This window comes from Bacillus sp. 3255 (assembly GCF_031456485.1).
In the GTDB taxonomy this organism is placed as follows: domain Bacteria; phylum Bacillota; class Bacilli; order Paenibacillales; family NBRC-103111; genus Paenibacillus_E.
In genome coordinates this window covers 54917-80385 of the sequence record NZ_JAVDUS010000002.1, presented here as the reverse complement: position 1 = coordinate 80385, position 25469 = coordinate 54917, and the positions used below count along the sequence as shown (strand labels likewise).

The 25469-nt window shown below is 50.9% G+C and carries 17 protein-coding genes; 10 read left to right on the top strand and 7 right to left on the bottom strand.

Annotated features, from left to right (window positions below; translation table 11 throughout):
- Positions 1 to 30: 30 nt before the first annotated feature.
- The gene (locus tag J2X61_RS02870; protein WP_310185788.1) at positions 31 to 1101 is read right to left on the bottom strand and encodes an SDR family oxidoreductase; all 1071 of its coding nucleotides are present in this window, start codon (positions 1099 to 1101) and stop codon (positions 31 to 33) included.
- Positions 1102 to 1257: 156 nt separating this feature from the next.
- Between J2X61_RS02870 and J2X61_RS02865 the strand changes: the two genes are divergently transcribed.
- Positions 1258 to 1842, top strand: coding sequence for a Crp/Fnr family transcriptional regulator (locus J2X61_RS02865; RefSeq protein ID WP_274465852.1), 585 nt, complete (start codon positions 1258 to 1260; stop codon positions 1840 to 1842).
- Here the strand turns inward: J2X61_RS02865 and J2X61_RS02860 are convergent.
- Positions 1798 to 2526, bottom strand: a complete 729-nt coding sequence (locus J2X61_RS02860; protein WP_274465851.1) for a DUF4386 domain-containing protein — start codon at positions 2524 to 2526, stop codon at positions 1798 to 1800. The two genes, J2X61_RS02865 and J2X61_RS02860, sit on opposite strands and share 45 nt — an antisense overlap.
- Before the next feature lie 89 nt (positions 2527 to 2615).
- On the opposite strand from J2X61_RS02860, the gene J2X61_RS02855 reads away from it, so the two are divergent.
- The 3 genes from J2X61_RS02855 to J2X61_RS02845 all read left to right on the top strand — a co-directional run bounded on the left by J2X61_RS02855 (position 2616) and on the right by J2X61_RS02845 (position 4937).
- Positions 2616 to 3725: a GNAT family N-acetyltransferase gene (locus J2X61_RS02855; protein ID WP_274465850.1), complete on the top strand. Its 1110-nt coding sequence runs from the start codon at positions 2616 to 2618 to the stop codon at positions 3723 to 3725.
- Positions 3726 to 3952: 227 nt separating this feature from the next.
- The gene (locus tag J2X61_RS02850; RefSeq protein ID WP_310185784.1) at positions 3953 to 4411 is read left to right on the top strand and encodes a RidA family protein; all 459 of its coding nucleotides are present in this window, start codon (positions 3953 to 3955) and stop codon (positions 4409 to 4411) included.
- Between the two features lie 13 nt (positions 4412 to 4424).
- Positions 4425 to 4937 carry a shikimate kinase gene (locus J2X61_RS02845; RefSeq protein WP_274465848.1) on the top strand — a complete coding sequence of 171 codons (513 nt, stop codon included), beginning with the start codon at positions 4425 to 4427 and terminating at the stop codon, positions 4935 to 4937.
- 321 nt (positions 4938 to 5258) lie between these two features.
- Here the strand turns inward: J2X61_RS02845 and J2X61_RS02840 are convergent, their stop codons facing one another.
- The 5 genes from J2X61_RS02840 to J2X61_RS02820 all read right to left on the bottom strand — a co-directional run bounded on the left by J2X61_RS02840 (position 5259) and on the right by J2X61_RS02820 (position 11783).
- Entirely contained in the window at positions 5259 to 6335 is a 1077-nt protein-coding gene (locus J2X61_RS02840) for a HupE/UreJ family protein (RefSeq protein WP_274465847.1), read from the bottom strand.
- A gap of 88 nt (positions 6336 to 6423) precedes the next feature.
- The gene (locus J2X61_RS02835; RefSeq protein WP_274465846.1) at positions 6424 to 7938 is read right to left on the bottom strand and encodes a CehA/McbA family metallohydrolase domain-containing protein; all 1515 of its coding nucleotides are present in this window, start codon (positions 7936 to 7938) and stop codon (positions 6424 to 6426) included.
- A gap of 219 nt (positions 7939 to 8157) precedes the next feature.
- The gene (locus J2X61_RS02830; RefSeq protein WP_310185781.1) at positions 8158 to 8406 is read right to left on the bottom strand and encodes a hypothetical protein; all 249 of its coding nucleotides are present in this window, start codon (positions 8404 to 8406) and stop codon (positions 8158 to 8160) included.
- On the bottom strand, positions 8399 to 10006 hold the full coding sequence (locus tag J2X61_RS02825; protein WP_274465844.1) for a response regulator: 1608 nt from the start codon (positions 10004 to 10006) through the stop codon (positions 8399 to 8401). The genes J2X61_RS02830 and J2X61_RS02825 overlap by 8 nt, the downstream gene beginning before the upstream one ends.
- On the bottom strand, positions 9981 to 11783 hold the full coding sequence (locus J2X61_RS02820) for a sensor histidine kinase (protein ID WP_274465843.1): 1803 nt from the start codon (positions 11781 to 11783) through the stop codon (positions 9981 to 9983). Before J2X61_RS02820 ends, J2X61_RS02825 begins: the two co-directional genes overlap by 26 nt.
- Before the next feature lie 194 nt (positions 11784 to 11977).
- On the opposite strand from J2X61_RS02820, the gene J2X61_RS02815 reads away from it, so the two are divergent.
- The 6 genes from J2X61_RS02815 to J2X61_RS02790 all read left to right on the top strand — a co-directional run bounded on the left by J2X61_RS02815 (position 11978) and on the right by J2X61_RS02790 (position 25428).
- Positions 11978 to 13486, top strand: a complete 1509-nt coding sequence (locus J2X61_RS02815; RefSeq protein WP_274465842.1) for an extracellular solute-binding protein — start codon at positions 11978 to 11980, stop codon at positions 13484 to 13486.
- A gap of 109 nt (positions 13487 to 13595) precedes the next feature.
- Positions 13596 to 14618: an ABC transporter permease gene (locus tag J2X61_RS02810; protein WP_310185776.1), complete on the top strand. Its 1023-nt coding sequence runs from the start codon at positions 13596 to 13598 to the stop codon at positions 14616 to 14618.
- A gap of 17 nt (positions 14619 to 14635) precedes the next feature.
- On the top strand, positions 14636 to 15520 hold the full coding sequence (locus J2X61_RS02805; protein ID WP_310185773.1) for a carbohydrate ABC transporter permease: 885 nt from the start codon (positions 14636 to 14638) through the stop codon (positions 15518 to 15520).
- 57 nt (positions 15521 to 15577) lie between these two features.
- Positions 15578 to 17143, top strand: coding sequence for an extracellular solute-binding protein (locus J2X61_RS02800; protein WP_274465839.1), 1566 nt, complete (start codon positions 15578 to 15580; stop codon positions 17141 to 17143).
- A gap of 17 nt (positions 17144 to 17160) precedes the next feature.
- Positions 17161 to 19185 (top strand): Sip1-related alpha-galactosidase, encoded by a 2025-nt coding sequence (locus J2X61_RS02795; protein WP_310185768.1) that lies wholly within the window; start codon positions 17161 to 17163, stop codon positions 19183 to 19185.
- A gap of 12 nt (positions 19186 to 19197) precedes the next feature.
- Positions 19198 to 25428, top strand: a complete 6231-nt coding sequence (locus tag J2X61_RS02790; RefSeq protein ID WP_310185765.1) for a golvesin C-terminal-like domain-containing protein — start codon at positions 19198 to 19200, stop codon at positions 25426 to 25428.
- Positions 25429 to 25469: the final 41 nt, after the last annotated feature.

Below are 25469 nucleotides of genomic sequence, written 5' to 3'. Positions count from 1 at the left end.
GCAAGGTCGGCTTTCTTATTGTACGGTAGTTTACGGGATGACTTTACGCTGACGGAAATCGTTAAAGATGTTTATAAACATGGCTTCGGTATCAACGAATTCGTGAAAGCCAAAACGACGAGCCTTCGTGCCATCGGCAAAGAAATCGTAATCCCATCCAAATACGAAATCACCGAATGACCACGAGGATACATCTTGATAGGAATTCCGAGCAAGCCCATGCTTTTCAACCATTTTATTCCATAGCTGCTCCTTGTCCGCCATGACAACATTCAGAGACATCTGCAGCGGAGGGGCTGTTTCCATATCAAAGTATTGAGCGATCTTCGGCCATAATTCATTCCATCGAAACAAATCGCCATTCGTAATGTTGAAGGCCTGATTCGCACAGCGTTCGTCGGTCGCCGCCCATACGGTTGCCTTGGCGAGAAGCCCAGCGTCTGTCATCTCCAAGAGGCTGTTGTAAGCTCCCGGCTTGCCTGGAAACCGCAAAGGGATACCAAGCTCCTTCGAAATTGAAGCGTAAATCGCTATGACCATTGCGAGATTCATCGGATTTCCAAGCGAGAAGCCACAGACGACAGAAGGTCGGAGTGCCGACCACGTCCAAGCCTTCCCTTTCTGCCGTTGTTCTAAGAAATCCTGCTGATCAATATTGAACTCAGGAGGCATGTGGTTAGCGTCAGTCTCCCGAGCAGGAGTTTTGAACGGTCCGAGATGTGCGCCATATACTTTGTATCCCTGCATGAGACTGACATGCTGCAAGCCGGGCGCAATGGGTTCGATCGCTTCTACAATGTTCACCAACATGGCGAGGTTCGGTGGGACAAGTTCAGCCCATGTTGCACGGTCTTGGTAAGCCGCATAAAAAATATGTGTTACCTCAGTTAAATCGCTTAACTTCTCGATAAGCTCGGCTCTATCGAGCAGATCCACCGTCACATATCGAACACGGTCGTTAGACTCTCCTCCGCGACGGGATACGCCGATCACGTCCCAATCAGGGAGAGTGATGAGGTGATCAATGAGATTGCGACCGATAACACCATTCGCACCCACGACCAAGGCGACCTTGCGTGTTGTTATAGATTCATTATTCATATGTTCCAGCTCCTTCTGAACTATACTTTGATAACATTATTTTGCATGAACTTCCCATACATTGGAAGTACGCACATTAAAGTGACATAAGCACTTTAAAGTAATCAAGGTATATTCAGACGAAGGATTTGATGGTAAGAGGTGAGAAGGAAGCGGATGAAAGATATTCTATTTAAGTACATGAGCAGTTTGACATCACTTACCGAAGAAGAACAACAAGCCATCATCAATGAGATCCATATACAAGAATTCAAGAAGGGTACTCTTCTTCTTCGGCAAGGCGACATCTCCACTAAGTGTTACTTTGTTCTGAAGGGGTGTATTAGGCAATACTCGATAGATGAGGCAGGCAGAGAAATCACCTCGAATTTCTATACCGAAGAACAAGCTATCGCCACATTCAGTCATCATAAAATGGATAAGTCATCCGAATACACCTTGATGTCTCTTGAGGATTCCGTACTGGTTGTGGGCGACCTAGATACAGAGAAAGACATGTATTCGAGATACGCACAAATGGAATCCATGACACGCAAAATGATCGAGCAGAACTTTGCGCGAGTTCAAGAAGAATTTGCCGCTTTTATCGCTTCTTCACCTGAAGATCGCTTTAAAGGATTAATAATGAAACGTCCTGATCTTATCGATCGCGTTCCCCATTACCAATTGGCAAGTTATCTCGGGATGACTCCGGAATCATTCAGCAGGATCAAGAAGAGGCTTTCCACCCCGAAACAATAGCCATATCCCGAAGCCGAGTTCACCTGCAGTCATAGGCACAATTAGCACCCGCTCAAGGATCATCATGATGTCAGAGTGAGCAGGGAGCATTATTTTACCTACGTGAATGATGAAATAGCTGACGGCGGCAGCACACATGAGCACACCAATCCATTTGGGCATGGTTTTAGATTGGAGAGTTAATATCCCGACTATGAGTAAGTGCCCTCCGAAAACAATTAACCCAACAGACCACATGGAATCAAAGGCCCTAAGGTTCAAAAGAACTTGCCCGTGCAGTTGATCGATTGTAACAAATGATTGACAGTCTGCAGGGTTGGAGGTAACCAGCTGTAAGTAAATCAAATTCATGATGGCGATTCCCAGTAGGGCAGCATATGCAAGTCGTAGCCACGCAGCGAGCAGTGAAAGATTTGGATCGACCGGCTTCAGGAACACATACAAAGACCAAGCGGCTACGATATCGCAGATTAGTATGATGATCCAACCTAAGATTTCTGCATGAAGCAGAAGATGTTTTGAAATGATGTTCTGTAGTGTTGTACTTGCATCCCCCTGGACTTGAAGGCTTTGGTGCACAATACCATAGGAAAAAATAGCCGCGACCATCATGATCATCAGAGATGTTCCAGTAATGAGAGCAAACTTCCGCTGTTCCGTTCGTTCTTTTCCTCGCATCGTCATATCAATAAACCCCCTTACATGTATGAATACCATTGTAATAAGGCGGTTCTTAGCAATCATTGACGTAAGTCAAGGAAGGAGGATTTTATTTGAAGGCAATCGATACTGTTATTTTCGATCTTGACCAAACATTGCTTGATAAAAACAAGTCATTAATTAACTTTGCTTTTTACCAGTTTGAGAAGTTCTCTTTGAGCAGATTCATTCCAAATCGAAATGATTTCATTGAGAAATTCACTGAACTTAACCATCTTGTAATGCCGAAAGAACACGTGTATGAACAATTAATAGGTTTCTTCAATATTGAAAAGAACTTATTTGAAGAGTTACTTGATGATTTAAACAATAATTTTCATCTATACTGTATAGGATTCGATGGCCTGCATGAGATGCTCGCTTCATTAACGAGTCAAGGATATAAATTAGGCATTGTTACGAACGGCAGGGACTTTTACCAACGAAACAAAATAAAGGCTTTAGGTATTGCCGACTATTTCTCTGACATTGTTACTTCCGGTTCTGTACATATAAAAAAGCCTGACCATGCCATATTTCAAATCGCTCTTACTAATTTGAAAGCAATCAGCAGCTGCACGGTAGTTGTTGGGGATAGTATGAGAGCTGATATCGTCCCTGCTAAGGAACTGGGGATGTTCACGATTCTTAAATCGAAGGATACGTCGTCGATTCTTCCCGATGCAATTTGCGATAACTTGAAGGAGATTCCAAACCTAATTAAGTCATTGTCAGTGAATGAGTTTATTATCACGAAAGTTAGCCATCTAGAGACTGATAAGTTATTGAGACTGGTTGAAGAAAGTACGAGCGAAGGATTTCGTCACCTCAATCGACTAGTAGCCGACTATGAAGCCGGAACCAATAAATTCGACAGGGATGGGGAGGCATTCTTCATTGCTACGATAAAAGGTGATATTGTTGGGGTTTGCGGGTTGAATCAAGATCCTCATGCAGCTCGTAAAGAAGCCGGTCGTGTTCGCCGTCTTTATGTCTTACCAAGTGTCCGCCGATTCGGGATAGGACGGTTGCTAATGGACTCCGTTATTGCTGAGGCAAAAAATCACTATCAGATGCTTGTCCTAAAGACAGACAACCCAAATGCAGATGTATTTTATCAATCAATCGGATTTTCTGTTATGGATGATTCAGAGAACGATACTCATTTTGTGGAATTAATCTAAAGCGATGCGAGTGTTGAGGGGCTTGCTATATTCGAAAATTCGGGGAAACTAGCAAATATTTTTTTTGTGGGAGTAAAAGCTGATTAGCAATTCTCATAACGAAATTCAGAAGGCAGCAGAAAATGCAGCCGGCAAGGCTGCCTTTTTCATTAAAAAAACTAATGGTTGCCCCAATATTCATATGGTAGTATAATTCTTCCAATTATTGAGCGTGGGGGGATTAAGGAATGACTGAAAAATCAATCGCCGATAGATTAGCAGCACTAGGAATCGTACTACCCAACGCAAGTGAACCGGCGGCTAAGTATGCAAACTTCGTAAAGGTAAATGGTCTTTTGTTCGTTTCAGGAAAAGGGCCTGTTGGAAAACCAAAAGGTAAGTTGGGGCGGGAATATACGACTGAAGAAGGCTATCAGTTTGCGCGACAGACTGGAATCGAGATTTTAGCTGTTCTCCAATCAGCTCTAAACTCTCTTGAGAATGTGAAACGGGTTGTTAAGATTCAGGGGTTTGTTAACGCAGATGCTGATTTTGAAGATCATCATAAAGTTTTAAATGGTTGTTCAGATCTTATGTTGGATGTGTTCGGAGAGAAGGGGAATCATGCACGTTCGGTGTTTGGAGCTGTTTCAGTTAGAGACAATCTTCCAATTATTATTGATTCAATATTTGAAGTAGAGGAGTAAAGTGAGGGGAAGTATGAATATTGTTCTTATAGGTATGTCTGGGGCTGGTAAGAGCACATTAGGTGTATTGCTTGCTAAAGCTTTGGGAATGGACTTCGTGGATACGGATATTGTTATACAACAACATCAGGGGAGGCTGCTCCAAGATATTATTGATAATGAGGGGATTGAAAAGTTTCTGGAAATCGAAGAAAAATCTGTGTGTGAGCTGCAGCTGAACAATTGTATTATTTCTACTGGCGGAAGTATGATTTATTCGAAAAAAGCTATGGATCATCTTAAGCAAAATGGCCAGATTATCTATTTGCATGTCCCATATGATGAAATTAGGAAAAGACTAACGAACGTAACAACCAGGGGCATTGTGATAAAAAAAGGAAATAGTCTTAAGGACGTTTATGAGGAACGAGTCCCTTTATACAAAGCATACAGTACTACGACTTTTGATTGCTCCAACAAGGATATTGAACAATGTGTAAGAGAAATGATAGCAAAACTTTCTGGAGATCGTTCAACGACTGGGTAACAGGTGCATCATATTACTATCGAAAGTTATAAAATACAAGAACAAGGCTGCCGGCAATCGGCAGCTTTTTTGACATATAAGAATTTATAAGTTTTGGGGTGACCGAGAGGTTACCCCTTATTTAAATTTTTGGTAAGGAAAAGGTAGTGGTGGAGGTATGTATCCAGAGTATTACAAAGGTATTCATGGTCATGACTACAAAATTACCGATGTTCGTCAAACCTAAAAGGACCGTCAGGGAAGTTCCCTGACGGTTTTTCTTAAACTGCGGCGGGGCGGGGCTCTCTCGTTGAGGGAGCCGAGCTTTTATGTCATCGACGGCTAAAAAGCCCTCTGAAAAAACCAGACGCATCCAAAAAATAATACAGCCGTAGACACACTTGGCATGAACCATTTATAAGTGAGGCGTTTATTTAGGATAATGAGAATTGGGAAAATCAAAGATACAATAAGGACTTGTCCGAATTCAATCCCCACATTAAAAAACAATAAAGACGTAGCTAGGTGAGCCGCACCTAAGTTCAGTTCCGCCAAGATGCCTGCAAACCCAAATCCATGAATGAGTCCAAACGCAAAGGCTATCCACGGGGCGTGCTTGGATTCGGGTTGAAAGATGTTTTTAAGCGCTATATAAATAATACTCAGCGCAATCGCAGATTCAATGAACTTGCTTGGTAATTGAACGATTTCTAGCGTTGCAAGGGCAAGCGTGATGCTGTGGGCGATAGTGAATGCTGTAACTAAAGCAAGAATATGACGGATCGTGATGGCCCCAATGAGCAAGCTGATAACAAATAAAATGTGGTCATACCCCGTAAAAATATGTTTTAATCCCATCCAAAGAAATTGTTTGGCACTGGTGAAAAAGCTCATTTCGCCGATATCCATTTCTCTTTTCTCATACGTGAAGATAAACTCCTGTTGCTTTTCTCCAATTTGTACTTTGGCCATGTTCGCATGACTAGGGTCGCTGTCCTCAAAAAATACGTTGTAACGAATGCTCAAATTTTCAGGAACTTGGTTCACTGGGTAAGAAAGGATAATTTCAGCAAATGCGCGACCATTTATCTGCAGGACAGAAGTTCGATGAATTGCGCCTTCAACCGGGAAGCTATTTGCGTAAACCGCAATGTGTGTATTTATATATTCTTGGAGAGGAAGCTTGTTCTGAGCAATGAGATTGTTCAGTTCCTCTAAGTTTTCAACGTTTTGTTCATCGATCTTGAACCCAACGGCATGACTTAATTCAATGAAATCGAGCTGTAAGTTGTAATCGATCTTCTGATCTTGAACAGCTATTGTGGAGAAACCCTCACTGTTATTGCTGTGTGCATGTGCAATCGGTGATGGTATGAATAAAGCAATAGCTAGAGTCATGATTAACCAATGAAGTTTCACTATGACTACACATCCTCATTTATCATTTCAAAAGGAAAGACGAGGAGCTAGTTGACTTAACTCCTCGCCGCAAATCATTGTCTTGAATTTATTTCAAATTCAAAAAGATAGGGTTGGAGTAGAACCAAAGGTCTTTCCATGGATCTTCACCTTTAGGATCAAGGCTAGGTTCAAGTTCACTCGTGTTTGTTCCGCGAACCCGAATGTAACTATCTTTGTTCACATTGTGCAATGTGTACGTAATCGTCATATACTCGCCGTCTTGCTTCCAGCTGCTCTCGTCGAATCTAGCAACCACTTGCGTAGTCGGGTTGGTCGCCGCAGATCGATTATCTACTTTTCCTGTCACTTCACCCATGATCAGATCGACGCGATTGACTTTTGGGTTATCCCCGTGGTTATTGGTTGCGTTCGGGTCTTTGAATCGAATCGTCAATGTGACATCGCTTCCATCTTTCTTTGGAATATTCAATGTTTCACCGATGGAAGCTCGATTGCCATTCGACTCAGCATGAGCAGGGGACTTTCCTGCCGCTTGCGCAGTCACATCCAGTTCATTAATTAAATCGCCGGTTGTTACGAATACCCGTCCATTCCGCAGACCATCCAAAATATCCTCGTGAGTTTTCTCAGCCTTCACGTAGGTTTTGGAATATTCGCCAGGCCAGAAGTCGCTGCCGCCGTCACGCCAGTTTACATGTGAATCGGAAGTTGAGGTGATCCACCAATGCCTGCCCTCGCCTAACATGGAATCCCATAGACCGCCTACTTTAGCGCTCATCTGATCGAATCCGCCCATGGTCGGGTAGCCGCCATAACCGCCTCGGCTGCCGTTAGGATCAATGGAACCATCGGGGTTGACTGCTCCCGCTTGATGACCGGGTGCCCCCTCCATACCAACGGAGACATTTGGTGCTGCATCGTTCCAATTGCGGAACTCCTGCGGAGTATCCTGCCCCCAAACGCCGCCTGCATTAGCTGAGCGCGCAGGATGGTTTGCAAAAAGAACAGGCGGTTCTTCTAAGTCTTTCATATAAGTTAGAGCATCGATCATGTTGGATTCCGTATCACGCTGCGGATCAGTAGGATAGGGATCGCGCTTATTAAACTTATTTTCAATATTATAGAGGGTCTGTGACTCTTGATCGGTCTTCGGAATGATTAATGAACTATGATCCGCTGCGGGTGTATCAAATTCCATGCCATAGAATAAAATCAGGTCAGGAACCGCTGCACGGGCTTTGAGCACTTCGGGATAAGCCTGCTCCAAATTCACTTTTGAATGGTTTGGACCGCCGTGATCCGTGGAAACCATCCAATCCACGCCATAGGATTTGGCCATTTGAGCGTTCTTCGTAATCGGATAAACGGCATCTCCGCCTTTGATAGCAGTTGGCGGGGTGGTAGAATTATCCCAACCGACACTCCATTCACTATGAACGTGATGATCCCCGGCGAGCCATGAAGCCTCCTTTTTACTCGGTCCTTTGGCTTCTGCCGTCGGCAGTTGGAACCCATTGGTAAAGCCCTGCGTGGTAAAAGCTGTTGTGGCGAGTAAGGTTACCGCCAACATGGGGAATGATTTACGATTCAATCTCATCATCTCTCACACTCCTTTTGGATTACTAGCTTCGAGTCAATGATAGCTTTTATTTGTAAAGTCAGATTGTTTACTATGTGTGATTATTATGAATATGCTATAAAAGATCTACTCCAAAAGTAGAAGATCTCCATACTAATCTATTAAATTAGCCCTCGCAGACATGCCATTTCAGCATATTGTATAGTATCACAGCCGAAAGGAATGTTAAAAATGACCTTATTACTCAATCACTTCTATGGCATTGTTTACCGAAATGCCAATGGAACCATAACCGTGTTTAACGGTCGTGTCGTTAACCGCCGCCGCACTTTCATTGTCATCCGATTTATGAATGCCAGAGGCGTCATCGTTCTTAGAAGACTTTTCCTGATTCAAATTATTAGATTTGCCGCTATTTAACAGAGAACCAAATGCAAAACTCCCCCCGCTGCATGATTCGCAGCGAGGGGAGTTTTCATTTCTATACATGTGTCTTCGTCTTATTCGCATTTTTGTACTCATTCGGCGTCATGCCTGTATGTTTTTTGAAAATGGTGCAAAAGTATGAATAGTTTTGGAAGCCAATCCGTTCCGCCAGCTCGTAATTGCGGTATTGTCCGTCGGTTAAGTAGGTCTTGGCCATCTCGACGCGCTGTTCCACAATATAGTCGATTAAGGATACGCCGACTTCCTTCTTGAACAGATGGCCGAAATAGGAGGGGCTCAGCTGTACGTTGCCGGCGATCAAATCCAACGTCAGCTCCAGATGCAGGTGCTTCTTGATATAGTGGACAGCCGCAGCGATTTCCGGCCGCAGCTCGCGCAGCGAGGAGCGGCTTTTCAGTTGCTCTTTGATATACGCGGTCAGCTCGGCAAGCGCCTCGGTCAAGCTGGCCGAGGAAGCAAACCGGGGCCATGAAGGTTCCTGTGCAGGCAGCGCTGGAAAACGCTGCTCCACGATCGGTTTGAGCTGCTCGAACAAGCAACGGGCCGAGGCCGGATCCGGCTGAAACCGCTGGAGGAGCAGCTTGACCTCTTTGGACCAATCCTCCAGGTCCGGCTGTTCCTGCTTAAGAAGCGCATCCAGCCGCCGGCTGCATTCGGCCCAACGCTCAGCGGGAACCTGTTGAAACAGCAGGGGCCCTCCCGCATCTAATGCCGCAGGCCGGTCCTGGTAGAAGCGCAGAACGGCAAACTTCAACGTATCCGCATACACTTTGCGCAAGCCGGTTAATGATGGAAAGGGACGGCTGTAGCTGGCCGTCAGTCCCATCTGTAAATACGTGCTTAGCGGGGCCGATATCGAGCGGTATACGCGCTGTACACGCGAGTCGTACGGCTCGCTGTTCGCTTCGTCACCTCCAAGCAGGAGAACGAATTGACCGAATTCCAGGGGGAACAATTCGAACGGGCGCTGCTCGGTGTCTCTCAAGGTCTCCCGCACGATCTCAAGCATACTGTATTCGATCAGCGATTTATCTCTGTCCGGGTACCGGGCTGCGTAAGCTTCGAGGCGGTCGGCAGCGCAGATCATCAAGACATGCTCCGGGGATGCCAGATTCATGCCAAGTCTGACGCCCTCCCGAATCAACTCTTCCTGCTTGTTGAACAGGCCGTGCAGCACATCGGAGAAAAATTTGCGGCGCAGCGGATACTGATAGCTGCGCAGCATCTGGGCATGCGATTTCTCGTGCCGGTCGAAGTGCAGATCCCGGTCCAAGTCAAGGCAGGCGCGGTCAAGCGCCTTTTTCATTTCTACCATGCTGACAGGGGCCTTAAGCACGTAGCCGAAGGCTTTATGCAGGATGGCCTGCTGCGCGTAGGTGAAATCCCGGTGCGCGGTCAGCATAATGCTGCGTACGCCGGGATGCTCGGTGTCAAGCCTCCGTAGCAGCTCCATACCGTCCATGACGGGCATGGTGATGTCGATAAGCGCAATATCCGGCTTGAGAACGGCACATAACGCGAGCGCTTCCTCGCCGTTCCCGGCTTCGCCGACAATCTCGCAGCCGCAGGTAGTCCACGGAAAGCTGTCGCGGATATGCTCTCTTGCAGCCGGCTCGTCATCCACGAGCAATACCCTTTTCATTGGAAGCGACCTCCAGTAAAGTAAGATATGACGCATTATTCACGATAGGCAGCGATATAATAATCCGCGTTCCTGCGGTTGCGGTGCTTTCCATGTGGACCGCATAACGTTCCCCGAACATGAGCTGCAGCCGCCGGTGTACATTGACCATGCCGATCCGGTCGGATCGTTCCTTGCCGTCGATCTTGTCACGCAGCTGCTGCAGCTTGGATTCGGACATGCCGACGCCGTCGTCCTCAATCATGAGCTCCCAGCTTGCTCCGTGATCTGAAGCGCCGATGAAGAGAGTGCCAGGCCGCCCGAGCGGAACCAGACCGTGGAATATGGCATTTTCGATAAGCGGTTGTAGAGTGAACTTCGGAAGCAGGCGTTCCAATACGGCCGGATCGATGTCAGATTCATATACGAAAGCGCCCTTATATCTCGCGCTCATCAGCGTAATATAGCTTTCCATCGACCTCAGCTCCTCGCGGAACGTGACCGGGGCGGGGGAGGCGTCCAAGCTGTACTGCAGCTGATCGGTGAGTGCCGAGATGAGCTCGTCGGCCTGCTCGTGCTTGCCCTGCCGGGTCACCATACTGATGGTATTCAGTGTATTATATAGAAAATGCGGCTTGATCTGGGCTTGAAGCGCTTTGAAATCAGCGGCTTTCCGCTGTTCCTCGGTATGGCGCAAATCTTCGATCAAGCCCTTTAGACGCCCGACCATCCGGTTGAAATGGCCGGCCAACAGGCCTAACTCGTCAGCTCGGGTCATATGAATGGAGACATTCAGGTTGCCCTTGCTGACTTCATTCATCGTCGAGGCGATACTGCGGATCGGACGGCTGACAAGCACGGAGATCAGACCGGCGATCCCAAATGACAGCACTAAGGAAAGAATAGCCATCCATACGGTATATTCCAGCAGCTTCTGCAGAGGCTCTAGCAGCGTCTGCTGGTCGAGCACCCACACGACCTGCCATCCGACGAAGTTCGTCCGGCTGCGAGTCAGAAACAGGTTGTGCTGAGCGGCATCCTTAAGCTCCGTTCTCGTCCAGCTGGCATTGAAGCTGGAAGCGGGGAGACTCGTCAGGCTGAAGCTTTTGGTAAATACGGAATATTCGGCATAAGGCGGCTTGGCATAGACGAGATTGTTTCCCGCATCGAGGAGCAGCAGCGAGCCCTGCATACGGGAAGTGCTCTCGGGAATGAGCGCTTCATACAGGCCGGGCAAGTCCAGATCGACCAGCAGCAGCCGGGCGCTTCCTGAACTGTCCTCAATCCGCATCGCAACGGAAACCGTGTAGCCGGAGACCGGTGAGAAGTAAGGGCCGATCCAATAGAGCTCCCCCCGATTCAGAACGGCATTAAGCTTCTGCATCAAAAAATGGCTTTCTGTCAACTTCCAGCCGTTCGGCGTCGTCCCAATCACCGTATGGTCACCAACGATAACATGAATATTACTGGCGCTTGGCATGAAATAAATGAGGTTTTCATTCAGCCATCTGCGCATTTCCGACTCCGTTCCGGTTCGCAGCCGGTTGTCGTTCGCGACGGACAGGAAAAAGCTGCGAATATTTGCGAGATTTAACTGTAAATATTTATCCGATTTCTGGACCATTTGCTCGGCATACTCGGTCTGCGCCGCCTGCAGCGTGTTCGACGAATACCGGTAATAGGAGAAGCCGAGCAATAAAATGATAGCTTCTACCAAAGCGAAGGTGATCACGAACATTTTCGTTGACAGCTTAAAGCGAAGTGAAGATCTTACCCCCAGCATTCGTACCATATCCATGCGACCGTCCTTCCGGCGCTGTTCTCGTTCTATGTTCATTATAAAAGCAAAAAGGCGGTCATGGACAGCGCAAAACCAAAAAAGCGAAATAACAAAACAAATCGTGAAATATGAAAAGCGGGTATCATGGTCTATGGCAGTGAAAGCGTTTATAATTAAAGTATTGCAGCACGAGCGGAAGGAGGATGTATCATATGAGCGGTTCACGGACAACTCTGACAGTTACCGCCTTAGTGCTGGCTTGTGCCTTGCTGCTTGCTTCGTGCAAAGGAATTTACCCGGCAGCTTCATCCCCAGCTGAATCAACCGCGCCGGCGAAGGGGGCTCCTCTTATCGAGGTGCTTGTAGCGGGAAGCGAGCTGCCGGATGCGCAGGACGATGATATTAAACATCAGCTTGACTCGGTGCTGGGCATCGACCTGCATATTCTCCAGTGCCTTGGCGACGCTTGCAGAAATCAACTGAATATCCGGCTTGCCGAAGGCAATCCACCCGATTTATTTTATGTAGACCGCCGTACGCTGACGAAGCTGGTGAAGCAGGACGCGCTTCTGGATTTATCCCCTTACGTGGACTTGCTGAAGCCGGCCATCGATTTTGCCGGAGGCGGGAATCCTACGATAACCCAATATAACGGTAAGCAATATGGGATCGCTCGGAATAATACCGCTTTCCAATATACATACTGGGCTCGCAAGGACTGGTTGGATCGGCTCGGATTGCAGCCCCCGGGGAATCTGGAGGAGCTGAAAACCGTGGCGAAAGCCATGACCGCTGGTGATCCCGACGGTAACGGGATTCAAGATACGTATGGCTTCAGCGGTGCGCCTTATTTGGCGCTAGGCCCCATCTTCGGCGCTTTCGGCACAACCTACCCGGGTCATTTCTACCAGAAAAACGGCGCTTTAATGAACTCGCTCTACGATCCCAACATGAAGCCGGCGATAAGTTATATCCAATCGCTCATTCAGGCAGGAGCCGTAGATCCCGATTTCTTATCGAATATGAAAAATCAGCATGAAATGAAGGCATTTCAAGGTCAGATCGGCCTCTTTTATTACAACTGGCCTAATATTATTAATGACAACAAGGTCAAAGAATGGAAGCCTTACAACCCGGCTGCGGAATGGATTCAGCTGCCGAGCCCATCGGGGCCTGGCGGTACGTATACGGACTTCTACGATCCGGGTGCAACGAACATGCTGGTCATGTCCGGGGCTCTCGCACGAAATCCGGCCAAGCTGGACAAAATCATTAAGCTTATCAACTATGTTTCTTCTCCGGAAGGGAACCGGCTGGTCATGTATGGACTGGAAGGAAAGCATTATGCGATGCGAAACGGCAGCATTACGCCCACCGACAGCATGAGCGACGTCAAGTACGCCTATCTGTACCAACTGACCGGCCGGGATGAAATGGTGTACTTAAGGACGAAGTTTCCCAAGCAGGAGCCTTACTTCACCTATGCCATGAACCAGCCGCGACTGGAGGTGCTCGATTCGTTTATAGACCCTCCTGCGGATTATGTGCCTGACGAAGCGAATCGTTACATAACCGAGGAACTTTACAAATTTATATACGGCAAACGCGATCTAGCGACTTACGACGAATTTCTGCGTACGCTGGAGAATGACTATCACTACAAGCAATACCTGGAGGCTGCGGAGGAGCAGCTGAAGGAGCAGGGATTGCTATCACCCTGATTGCAGCTGTTCGACGCTTGGCTAACTCCATGGTGGAGGGGGCCAAGCGTTTTTTACGTTTTGGCAAGTCGGTGAAATAACAAACATTTTCGCGAGATATTAGATTTTTTTGCAGCCCTGGCTTCGCTACAATGACGATACGTTAAACAAATCGCTGCAGGAAAGGACAGAGGAACCGATGGCATTCACAGCGCAACAAGCGGTATCCGCCGCCGGGGCGAAGACGCGCAGGCAGGCATTCCGCAAGCATATGTCCCATCATAAGTGGCTGTACGTATTTTTGATACCGGGCTTTCTGTATTTGATCATCTTCAAATATATTCCGATGACCGGCATTGTTATCGCCTTTCAGGACTTCAGTCTCGTTCGGGGCATCTGGGGCAGCGACTGGGTCGGGCTTGATAACTTCGAGTACCTGATCCAAGCTCCCGACTTCTACAAGGTACTGCGTAATTCGCTGCTGCTCAGTATGTATCAGATTATTTTCGAATTTCCCGCGCCCATCCTATTGGCTGTGATGCTGAACGAGGTTCGGCATTTGCTGTTCAAGCGGGTATCGCAAACGATTCTATACTTACCTCACTTCATTTCTTGGGTCGTCTTGGCCGGCATGGTCATGAACTTTCTGTCTCCTTCAACGGGCATCGTCAACCAACTTCTGCAAACACTCGGCCATGAGCCCATCCCCTTCCTGCTGAAGGCGGAATATTTTCGGACGATCATCATCTCCGCAGAGGTGTGGAAGGGTGTAGGCTGGGGCACGATCATTTATCTGGCGGCGATGACCGCTATTGATCCGACCTTGTATGAATCGGCCAAAATGGATGGAGCGGGGCGGTTCCAGCAGATCCGCCATATCACGCTGCCGGGGATTACGTCGACCATCGTGGTGCTGCTCATCCTGCAGGTCGGCCACATCCTCGACAACGGCTTCGAGCAGGTGTTCCTGCTGTACAACCCGATGACGTATGACGTAGCCGATGTCTTTGAAACGTATACGTACCGGGTTGGACTTATCGACGGACGTCTGTCTTTCGCCGCTGCCGTCGGATTATTCAAAGCTTTGGTCGGCTTAGTGCTGATCCTGCTGGCGAACCGGCTTGCGCGCGTATTCGGAAAACAAATCTGGTAGGTGACTAGATGAAACTTATGAAGCTAACCAAAGTGAAGCTTGAGGTATTTGATTGGATCAACTATGTGCTGCTCACGCTCGTATGTCTGGCGATGCTGTATCCGTTCGTCAATGTGCTTGCCGTCTCATTCAGCTCCTATGCCGCTTACGTGGATAATCCGATGATGATATGGCCGCAGGATTTCGAAATAAGCGCTTATAGGGAGATCATGTCGCATCGCATCTTATGGGTGAGCTATAGGAATACGATTCTGGTAACCGTATGCGGTGTGTCGCTTGGCCTCTTTCTCTACATCATAACGGCCTATCCGCTTTCCAAGAAGGTGTTAAAGGGCAGGAAAATATTCATGCTGCTTATCGTATTTACGATGTTGTTCAGCGGGGGGCTTATTCCGAACTACTACTTGATGCGTTCCCTCGGCCTGCTGGACTCGCTCGCGGCACTGGTGCTGCCATCCTTATTTTCCGGTTTCAGCCTCATTCTGATGAAAAATTTCTACGAAAGTCTGCCCGAGGAGCTGGAGGAAGCGGCGCGCATCGACGGCGCTTCGGACCCTTACATCTTGTTTCGCATCATCGTTCCGTTATCGACGCCGATCATCGCGACGCTTGCGCTGTTTGCCGCCGTCGGTTACTGGAACAACTTCTTTAACGGCGTGATCTATATCCGCAGCGTTGAGAAATGGCCGCTTATGCTGTTTCTTCGCGAAATTATCGAAGGGGCCGGCATGAAAGAGATTGCCACCGGCGGTAATGCAGCCGAAACCGGCGGCGAACAGGCGACGACGGAGACGCTGAAGTATGCCACGCTAACTATCGTGATGGTTCCGATTCTGCTCGTGTATCCGTTCATTCAGCGTTACTTTGTCAAAGGCATTATGCTCGGCTCGGTCAAAGGATAGTGGTAGGGGCAACCCTTGCTATAGCTTTATCAACCAAATATGTGGGAGGAACGATCTATGATGGCGAACAAGAGGGGTATGTTAGCGGTATTGGCAGCGGCGGTCCTGCTGACTAGTGCGGCCTGCGGAAGCAATGAAGCCGCTACGGGGACACCGGCAAGCAGTGGAGGAGAGGCGACAAGCGGGCAGGGCTCCTCGCAGCCTGTGCCTCTGAAGATCATGGCCAACTATGACCAGGCGGATCTGTCGGCAACCGATAAGAAGATGGTCGAGCTGCTGGAGAAAAAGACGAATACGAAGGTGACCTTCGAGATTCCCCCGCTTACGGGATATAAGGAACGCCTTCAGTTAATGCTGGCTTCGGGCGAATATCCGGATATCGTGTTCTTCCCGGCAACGAACGATCCGAGCTTCCTGAATGCGATGAAGGACGGCATCTTGCTGCCGGTGAACGATTACGTGAAGAATGCGGCCAACCTGCAGAAATACACGTACCAGACTTCTTGGGACGCGCTTAAAGTGAAGCAGGACAACAACATTTACGGAATCCCGAGAACGTCGGTGAACCGGAATGATATGTTTTGGGTACGCAAGGATTGGCTGAAGAACGTCGGCGTGACGATTCCGGATAATTCGGAGGTCACAATCGACCAGTTCACCGATATTTTGCGGAAATTTACGAAGGAGGATCCGGATAAAAACGGCAAAAACGATACGTACGGATTAGCGGTTAACGTGAATGCGCGCAAAGTGCTGGATCCCGTACTCACAGGTCCGTTCGGCTTGACCGGCTGGCAGCCGACCACAGGCGGCTCGTATGCTTATATGGATCCTACCTATGACACCAATAGCGACGCTTACAAAAAAGCGCTAGCCTACAGCAATCAGCTGTATAAAGAAGGCCTTCTCGATCCGGATGCAGCCACCAACGACGGGACCAAGGCGAGAGAGCGATTCTGGAAGGGTATGACAGGGGTCTACTTAGGCTTCGCCGGTCATTACAATTGGCATACGGACGAGATGCGCAAGCAGAACCCGAATGTCGAGCTGACTTATCTTTTTGTGAAAAATGAGCAGGGCAAGGTCCAAGGCGGGGGCTATGCGACGGGCCTATGGGGCTTCTGGGCGATCACCAAGGCTGCGAAGAACCCGCAGAAGGCTGCTGAGTTTCTCGATGCGTTCCTTGCCGATGATGTATGGCCAACGGTGAGCAACGGCTTTGAGGGCTCCGATTACAAGCTGGAGAACGGGAACAAGGTGGCGATTCCGAATCCGCCGACAAGCTTTGTTCGCCGCAATACGATGCGCCGTGCGAACGATACCGACTTTTTCATTACGGTGGGTACGGAGAAGAACGTGGTTGACTTAATTACTCCATGGCTGAAGAAATCCGTAGAAACCGTTGCGAACGGCAAGGATCTCGGCTTCGTGCCCGAAGCGGCCAAGAAGCCATCGCTGATGGATTATCAGAAAGTATGGGATCAGACGGTGATGAAAATCATCCTTGGCGAAGCGCCTGTCAGCAAATTCGATGAGCTGCTGGCGGGGTGGTATAAAGCAGGCGGCGAGGATTATATGAAGCAAATGAATGAATTTATTAAAAAGATGGAGAGCGCGAAGTGACGGAGGAGCGATATTCGATGGAAAGCGTAGAGATGAAGCATGACCGTAATAGGAAACGATTCGTACAAACGGTGGCGGGCGAAGCCAACCTTCTATCCGCCGGGGAAGGACACTATGCACCCGACGAGCGAGGCATCATCTACAGCTGTGAGCTTGAGCTTCCGGCTTTCGAGGTTGCGAGCTACTTCGCTCCTTTTCAGAAATACGACCCGATTCCCGGACATTCGCAAGCGTGGCCGGATGGCTGCAACCGGATACAGCCGTTAGCCATCCATGATTTCGAAGCGCTCGCTCCGGGAGGCCATTTTCTGCTGCTGAAGCTGAACGCAGGCGGATATATGGCTTTGCTGGCGGCAGTCGGACCACGTACCTTCGGATGGTTCGCCGGGGATGCCGGCTCCTTGATGCTGAACGTGAGCACGTTCGGTACACAGGCCGTTCAAGAGGACGTCCCTTTGCTTGCGCGGGCCGTCAATGCCGATCCTTATACAGCTTGCCGGGAAGTATGGGAAACCGCTATCAAGGATGAACGTATCGGCGGCACGACCAGGCTGCGGGAGCAGAAGCGGTATCCGGAGCCCTTCCGTTACTTGGGCTGGTGCAGCTGGGAAGAGTACAAATTCGATATCAATGAAGCGATGCTGCTTCAAGCCGCCGATCGAATAGAGGCATCGGGACTGCCGATCCGGTATATGCTTGTCGACGACGGTCACTTGCATGCCGACGCCAGACGCAGATTGATCAGCTTCAGGCCGGATGCCGCCAAGTTTCCGGACGGCTGGGCGGCGCTTACAGCCCGGCGCAGCGAGACGCGAATCCAATGGATGGGACTTTGGCTTAACTTCAACGGCTATTGGGGTGGCGTTGCGCCCGACAACGAGTTCGGCGGGCTGAACCGCCACTTGGAGCCTGTCCCGGGCGAACGGCTTCAGCCGAAGAATTCCTTCACGGATTCTTTTGCCTTCTACGACAGCATGATCCGTGCGGTACGCGAGGCCGGCTTCGATTTCGTGAAGGTTGATAATCAAGCGCAAAATGTCAAGCTGAACACGGGAACGGATAACGGAGCCGAACGCGCTGCACATAACGCTCAAGCGTTGGAAGCGGCATGCGCCAGGCACCTGGACGGTCTGATCAATTGTATGGCGCATAACGCCGTATGTGCGTTCAATACCAGAATCAGCGCGGTCACCCGCTGCAGTGAGGATTATGCCGTAGGCGATCAGGGGCGGGCGAGACGGCACTTGCACAATTCCTACGGCAACATCCCGTGGATCGGGCAGACCGTATGGGGCGACCATGATATGTTCCATTCGAATGACGAGGAAAGCGGCCAAATCATGGCGATCTCGAAGGCGATGTCGGGAGGCCCGATTTACTTATCCGACAATCCGTCCGATTTCAATAAGGCGAACATTATGCCGCTCTGCTATGCCGACGGCGAGCTGCTGAGGCCGCTAGCACCGGCTGCTCCGATCAAGAATTGTTTGTTCCTCAATCCGCTGGAAGGAGACCCGTATGTGGTCATCGCTCCGCTGGCGGGAGCAGCAGCCGCTCTCGTGGTCTATAACCTGACCGAACCGGCCGTACCTGTTCGCGGTGTTATACGGGCAAGTGATTACGCCGATGCCGGTTCGATGTTGCAGAATGGAGATACTGTATGGTCCCTGCCTCCCGAAGGGCTTGTTCTCTATGATTGGCAGAAGCAGTGTGCTGGGAAGCTGACGCAGGAGCATCATTTCGAGCTCGGCGGGTATGGGAATCATCTCTATCTGATAACCCCTGTCCAGCAGGGGTGGTCGGCGATCGGCCGGATTGACAAGTATTTGTCGCCGGCGGCTGTCGAGCTCTTGGATGCCACCCCCTTGGAAATGGTGGTCAGGCTGAAGGAGAACGGCCCCTTCGCGGTTTGGCATGAGCAGGGCGGTACTCTGAAAGCAGAGGGCTGGAAGGCGGGAACCGAGGACGGCCATCTCTGGCTTCTGGAGCCTGAGGAAGCAACAGTAAACCGGGTGGTTCGGATTCATCGCGTGACATCATAAGGAGGATGCCTTGTGGAACGAAAAATGCTTATGGCCCGCACAGCGCTGTTGTTGTCCATACTCTTATTCTTCACATCGTTAGCGGGGGGCGGTTTGGCCCCCTCTACGGCGAAAGCCGCCGCTGCTTCGGCTGAGCTATTGATTATCGATAATGGAGAGCCCGGATATGCGGAGAATCCCGCATGGTCGGCGAGCAGCATTAAGGGCTACAACGGTACCTCGACCCGGGTCACCGGAGGGGTCGGCAATACGGCTTCTTGGACGCCGAACAGCGGAGTGTTGGAGGGACGCTACAAAGTATCCATTTACAAAGTAAAGCGCCCGACAGCCTCCGACGATCCGAACGTGCGGATCGATATCGTGCACGGCGGTGTAACCGATACCAAGCAGCTGGATTTTACGCAAGGGGTATCCGAATGGGTGGAGCTTGGTACATATGCCTTCGCAGGCTCGGGAAGCGAATTGGTGAGAATGACCAAAACCTCCGCCATACCGGGTACGTTCGTTCATGCGGATGCCGTGAAATTCGAACGGGCCGCAGACAGCAGCGACGCATCGTTGAGAGGGCTCAGCATCGATGGCGGCGGCAGCTTGTCTCCGGTATTCTCGCCGACTGTGACGGCTTACACGTACACCGCTGCTCCTGAAACATCCTCGATCACCGTCACAGCGACGGTCTACGATCCTCAGTCATCCCTGAAGATTAATGGAGTTCAGGCAGCAAGCGGCGTACCGTCTCCAGCACTTTCTTTGGCGCCGGGGGACACAGTAATTTCCATAACGGTGACGGCAGGAGACGGGACAACGGTTCGCGATTATACGATTACCGTAACACGGCCTTTCGCCGCAGATCCTTCGCTTAGCAGCTTGTCGCTTCAAGCGGGCACCTTGTCTCCAGCCTTCCGTCCGGACATGACGGATTATTCGGCGGAGGTCGATCTGCAAACGTCTGCCATTAAGGTGAATGCGGCACCGCTGGACACTGACGCGGTTGTGCGTGTGAATGGGGAAGTCGTTGCCGGCGGTCATGATTCTCCTGCCATACCGCTTGTTGTGGGCATGAACGAGATCACCGTGGAGGTGACGGCGCGGGACGGCATGACGACTAGAACTTACCATTTGCATATCACAAGAAAGAACGTCAACACGATCATCATCGATTATGCCGATGGCGGCTACGTGGAAACAGGGAGTTGGACGACCTCCAATACGGTCAAAGGGTATAACCTAACCAGTACCCGCTATACGGCAACTGCAGGTGCGACGATTACGTGGAAGCCTAACATCACCGCCGGCGAGGCTGCCGTTTCATTCTATAAAGTGAACTGGCCGAGCAGCGCGGATTCGCGGGTTATGCTTGAGATTGTGCATGACGGCTTGACGGAAACCCGTTATGTCGATCTGACGCCAGCCGGAGAAGGCTGGGTGGATTTGGGAACCTATGCTTTTGCCGGTACGGGTAACGAATATGTACGCTTGACCCGTATCACCTCCAGTCCGACTACGATATACACGCGCGCGGACGCGGTGAAATTCGAAGGGACCGTGGAACGTAAACCCGATCCCTTGGGGCCGATCCGCAGCAGGGAGCTTCCCAATCTGCATTATACGGAAAAGGGCTCCATTCAGAACGCCGGCTATAAGGTCACCTTCTATGAAGCCGCATGGGACGGGGGCAGCACGATCGTCCGGGACATCTCACGACGCGTGAACGGCGTATGGTCCGCCGTCTATGCCGAGAATGAACGGCTTGAAGAGCAGTGGGTCCTTCTGAACGGCTCCGCGGGCGATAGGGCCAATTATTACGACACAATGCCATACGATTGGCTCACTTTTGACGGTTTCGAGCTGCAGGACGATAAGACTGTCATCTTGACGGATTCGAGTCGTCCCGACCGGTATGATTTCCAGGTGACCTGGTCGCTGGCGGCGGAACGGCCGATCCTGTCGTATGCTTTCACTCCGCGGACGGACGGGAATTACGTGATCGGCTACCAGAGCTTCACCACGGAGCGTAGGGCTGATGTCACCGAGGTTCTGAGCGGAGCGCGCAACCGTGCGAAAATGACCGGCACCGTGGAGTCGACAGGCCTCTGGGAGCTTACGGCTCCGATGAGTCTGGTCGAGAAGCCGGATGCCTCGGGCAGCCCCTTCACCTATGGGCTATTCATTCCTGCGAAGCAGCTGCCGCTGCAGTTCGAGCCTACGGGAACGGCTAACAATCAAAGGCTCGGCATGAGCTTGATCAATAATGAAGGAGATGTGCAGCCGATTCTCTATGCTCCCCAGTACGGGACTTATTCGGCCATGACGGCCGGCAGCACTTACCGGTTCGACATAGGACTGTATGCAGAGCCGGGGAAAACGATTTATGACGCCTACTCCGATATTTTGCGAAGCGAATACGACTATTCGGCGTATCGCGAGAATGTCGGCTCCGGTTCGCTTAACGATGCCATGTACAATATGATCGAGCTGTTGAAAATTGAGCCGCAAGGAGACGATTCCGTAGATTACGTGCCGTCGCAAAGCGGCTGGTGGAACCGGGCAAAAGGCTTCGTCGATATTGAAAATCAAGATGCCATACGCACGGCCGCCAGCTCCGTTCTGCTTGGAGCCTACTATTTAACCGGTGACGATCAATTGTATGAGACTCGCGCGCTTCCGATGCTGGAGCATGGGGTATCGCGCAACGAACGCGGCTGGTCGCCGAAGGGGGCTCCCGTTTACGGAGATCCGTCGCTGTGGAAGATGGCGGCGGTACCGTTCGACGTCTCGACGATATCCTCGTTCTACGACATGACGCGGGGACAGAATGCAGGTCTGCATGCCCTTGGACTTGAGGAATATCGCTTCCGCAACCCGGACCAGTTCGTTCGGGGCCCGGTCATTCAACCGTTAATGACCTACCGGATGACGGGAGACAGCCGGTATTTACAGGAAGCGACCGCAGCCGCTGATGCGTATATCGCAAGCGATATCGATACGCCAAGCACCGCGATACCGGACCGGAACAGCTTCTTCTACAGTTACGGCAAGCTGTGGGTTGAGATTCTGGAGCTGTATGAAGAGACGAAGGATCCTAAATATTTGGCGGCGGCGCATAAGGAAGCGAAGCGGTACGCCTCGATCTTCGTAGCCCGTCCTGTGCCGGGAGGGCGGATTACGATTCCTCAGCCATCGCCGTTCCGCTATGACCTTGCATTCCGCTGGTCGCCGGAATCTATGTATCCCTACACGCGGACGCGCCTTCCGGAGGACGAACCGGGAGCATCCATGCAGGTGGACAGCTGGGTCGTATCGCCGACCGGGATGACCTTCGAGGCGGGGAACACCTCTGCAGCATACCGGATGAACGCCCAGGAAGCTCCCTTCATGCTGAGACTGGCTTCATATACCGGGGATGAGCTGCTAAGAGATATTGCGCATAACGCCGTCATCGGCCGTTATACGAACTATCCCGGCTATTATTACCGCGGATTCATCCAGAGCCAGCAGGAGCCGGACTTCCCTCTGCTCGGGCCGATAGCCGGAACATCGTTGTACTACCATCATGCGCCTGCACAGTTAGGTCAGACGATGGATTATCTCGTTACGGAGCAGATGGCCAAATCGAACGGAAGCATCGCGTTTCCATCCGTCTTCGAAACTGATTTCTTGTGGTTTAAATATCATGTCTACGGCAGTAAGCCCGGCACCTTCTACGGGAATTCGGATGTATGGCTGTGGATGCCCAAAGGGATTATCTCGACCGACAACAAGCAGTTGAACTGGATGACGGGGGAGAGCGGGAATCGCTTCTACATCGGATTGTCCAACGAATCCCATCAGGCGCAGCAAGCGACCATCGATCTGAATGAGCAGCTGATCGGGTTCGATCCGAGCCTCACCTACCCGGTTACGATTATCCGCGATAACGGACAGCCGGAGTCGGCCGTAATGACCGGAGGACAGCTGCAGACGAGCGTCTCGGCTCAAGGGTTGACTGCGATTATCATTGATGGCATGAATATCGACGTTCCTTTGCACCGGCTGCCTGAACAGCAGGATACCTCGGACAAAAGCTACTTTTTCGATACGTACAGTCCGATCGATGCCGTTAAGGGCATGCTGCTGTTGAAGCCGGATGGAACTTCTTACAATGCATATATCCAGGCCAAAACAACCAAGTCCGCAACCTTGCACTATTCCCTGAACGGGGGCGCAAGCTTCACGGCGCTGCCGGATACGATATATCCGATGGAGTGGTCCATCCCTGTGGGGGATCCGTCGCAGCCGTTTACTTATTATGTGGAGTCAGAGGGCAAACAGACCCAGAAGAGAACATTGTATTTCCCGAATCACGTCGCAACGCCTCCCGCCCAGCCTGCACCTGAGGCCGAGCGGCCAGAAATTGTCGTGGACAATATGGATGCGGAGACGGAAGGCAGCTGGGCAAGGGCAACGGCGGCCAACGGATACTACTACAGCAACTACGTAACAGCCAAGACGACCTCCGGAGAGCCGACAAGCCGTATCCGCTTTAAACCCGACTTGCCGGAGACGGGGCTTTACGAAGTGTATTACAAGCTCCCGGCAGGCCGCTCCGAGTGGGCGTCGGATGCAGCCCTGACGGTTCACTATGACGGTGGAGAGCATACCTATACCGTCAATGAGAAAAACGCAAACGGCGAGTGGCAGCTGTTCGGCACGCATCGCTTCGCCGCAGGAGTCAGCGGCGATGTAGAGCTGACGAACCGTGCCGTCTCAGGCGCCAGCATAGCCGCGGACGCGGTCATGTGGGTACCCGAAAGCTATACGCCGACATGGGAATCTGTAACGCTTACGGCTGACACAAGTGTGCTGATGCGCACGCAAACCGCTCAACTCCGGGTATCTGGCGTGTGGGACACCGGCGTACCGGCTGACCTTACGGATGCGACAATTGTCTACAGCGTTGACCGTCCTGACCTTGTGTCCGTTAATGAGGCCGGTCAGGTGACACTTCTCGGATTGGACGATTCGACGGAGAAGATTACTATAACCGCCAGCGTCACCATCGGCAGTGAAACCAAATCGTCCTTACCGCTGGAGCTGCAGATCCGGAAGCTCTCCGTCGTAGTTGACAGCACAGATCCTGTCCATTATACGGAGACGGGAACCTGGAAGCAGAGCGGGCTCGCAGGCTACAATCCGAATGTCCGGTCCAGATATACGGAAATGCAAGGGGCAACTGCGACCTGGCAACCGATGCTGCCGGCCTCTAAATTTAACGTATCTTTCTATAACATCGTGCGCAGTCCGGGAGCGGATCCGTCCGTTCAGATCGAGATTAAGCATGCGGCAGGAACAGAAGTACGAATGCTGAACGCTTCGGTAGGCGCTTCCGGCTGGGTTGAGCTCGGCACATATGATTTCACAGGGGATGGCACGGAGTATGTCCGAATGACGCGGTTGACCGCAACCTCGAACCCGCCTGCCTTCGAGGTGTACACTCGGGCAGATGCCGTGAAATTCGATGAAGTTGAAGATGCGGAGATCGCAGTGACAGGCCTGCAAGTTTCGCCTGCTGCCGTTCTCATGAATCCGCATCTGGCTAAGGAGCTGCAGCTTACTGCGCAGGTGCTGCCTGCAGACGCGACCGATTCTTCGGTTCGATGGAGCACGAACGATCCAACCGTTGCGGCTGTGGAGCCGAACGGAACGGTGATTCCGGTCGAGGATGGCAGCGTAACGATTACGGCGGTGACAACGGATGGAGGCTTCAGGGCCTCCTCCGAGGTTACCGTGGACGGCAAGCCTCCGGTCATACGCTTAGCCACTTCCGATCGATTCCTCCAATCGGAAGGTTGGACCGGCGAGGTGATCGTGGAGGATTCCGGAAGCGGCATAGCTCGTACCGAATACCAGATCGATGGCAGACTTGTTGAACAACCGGCAATCGCACCGTTTTCAGCGCAGGCAGGCACTCACAAGCTCACCATAACAGCTGAAGACAAAGCGGGGAACGTTGCTACCAGCCTTTATCAGATTGAGGTTACGGTCAGTAGGGAAGACCTTCAAGCGCTGCTGCGGCATGGTTTCGAAGCAGGAGCTATTACGAATGAGGGGGTCTATCGAAGCCTCACGGCGAAGCTAATGCCAGGAGCTAATGGATGGAAGGCGCTTGAGAACGAGGTGAAGGCTCAGAAAGGCCAGCACATTCAGGACGATTTCGCTGCAATTGTATTAGGCGATATCGCTTATCTACAGGACCTGGAGTAACAGTGTTATTGCGGCTGCCGGCTAATCGGCAGCCTCTTGAT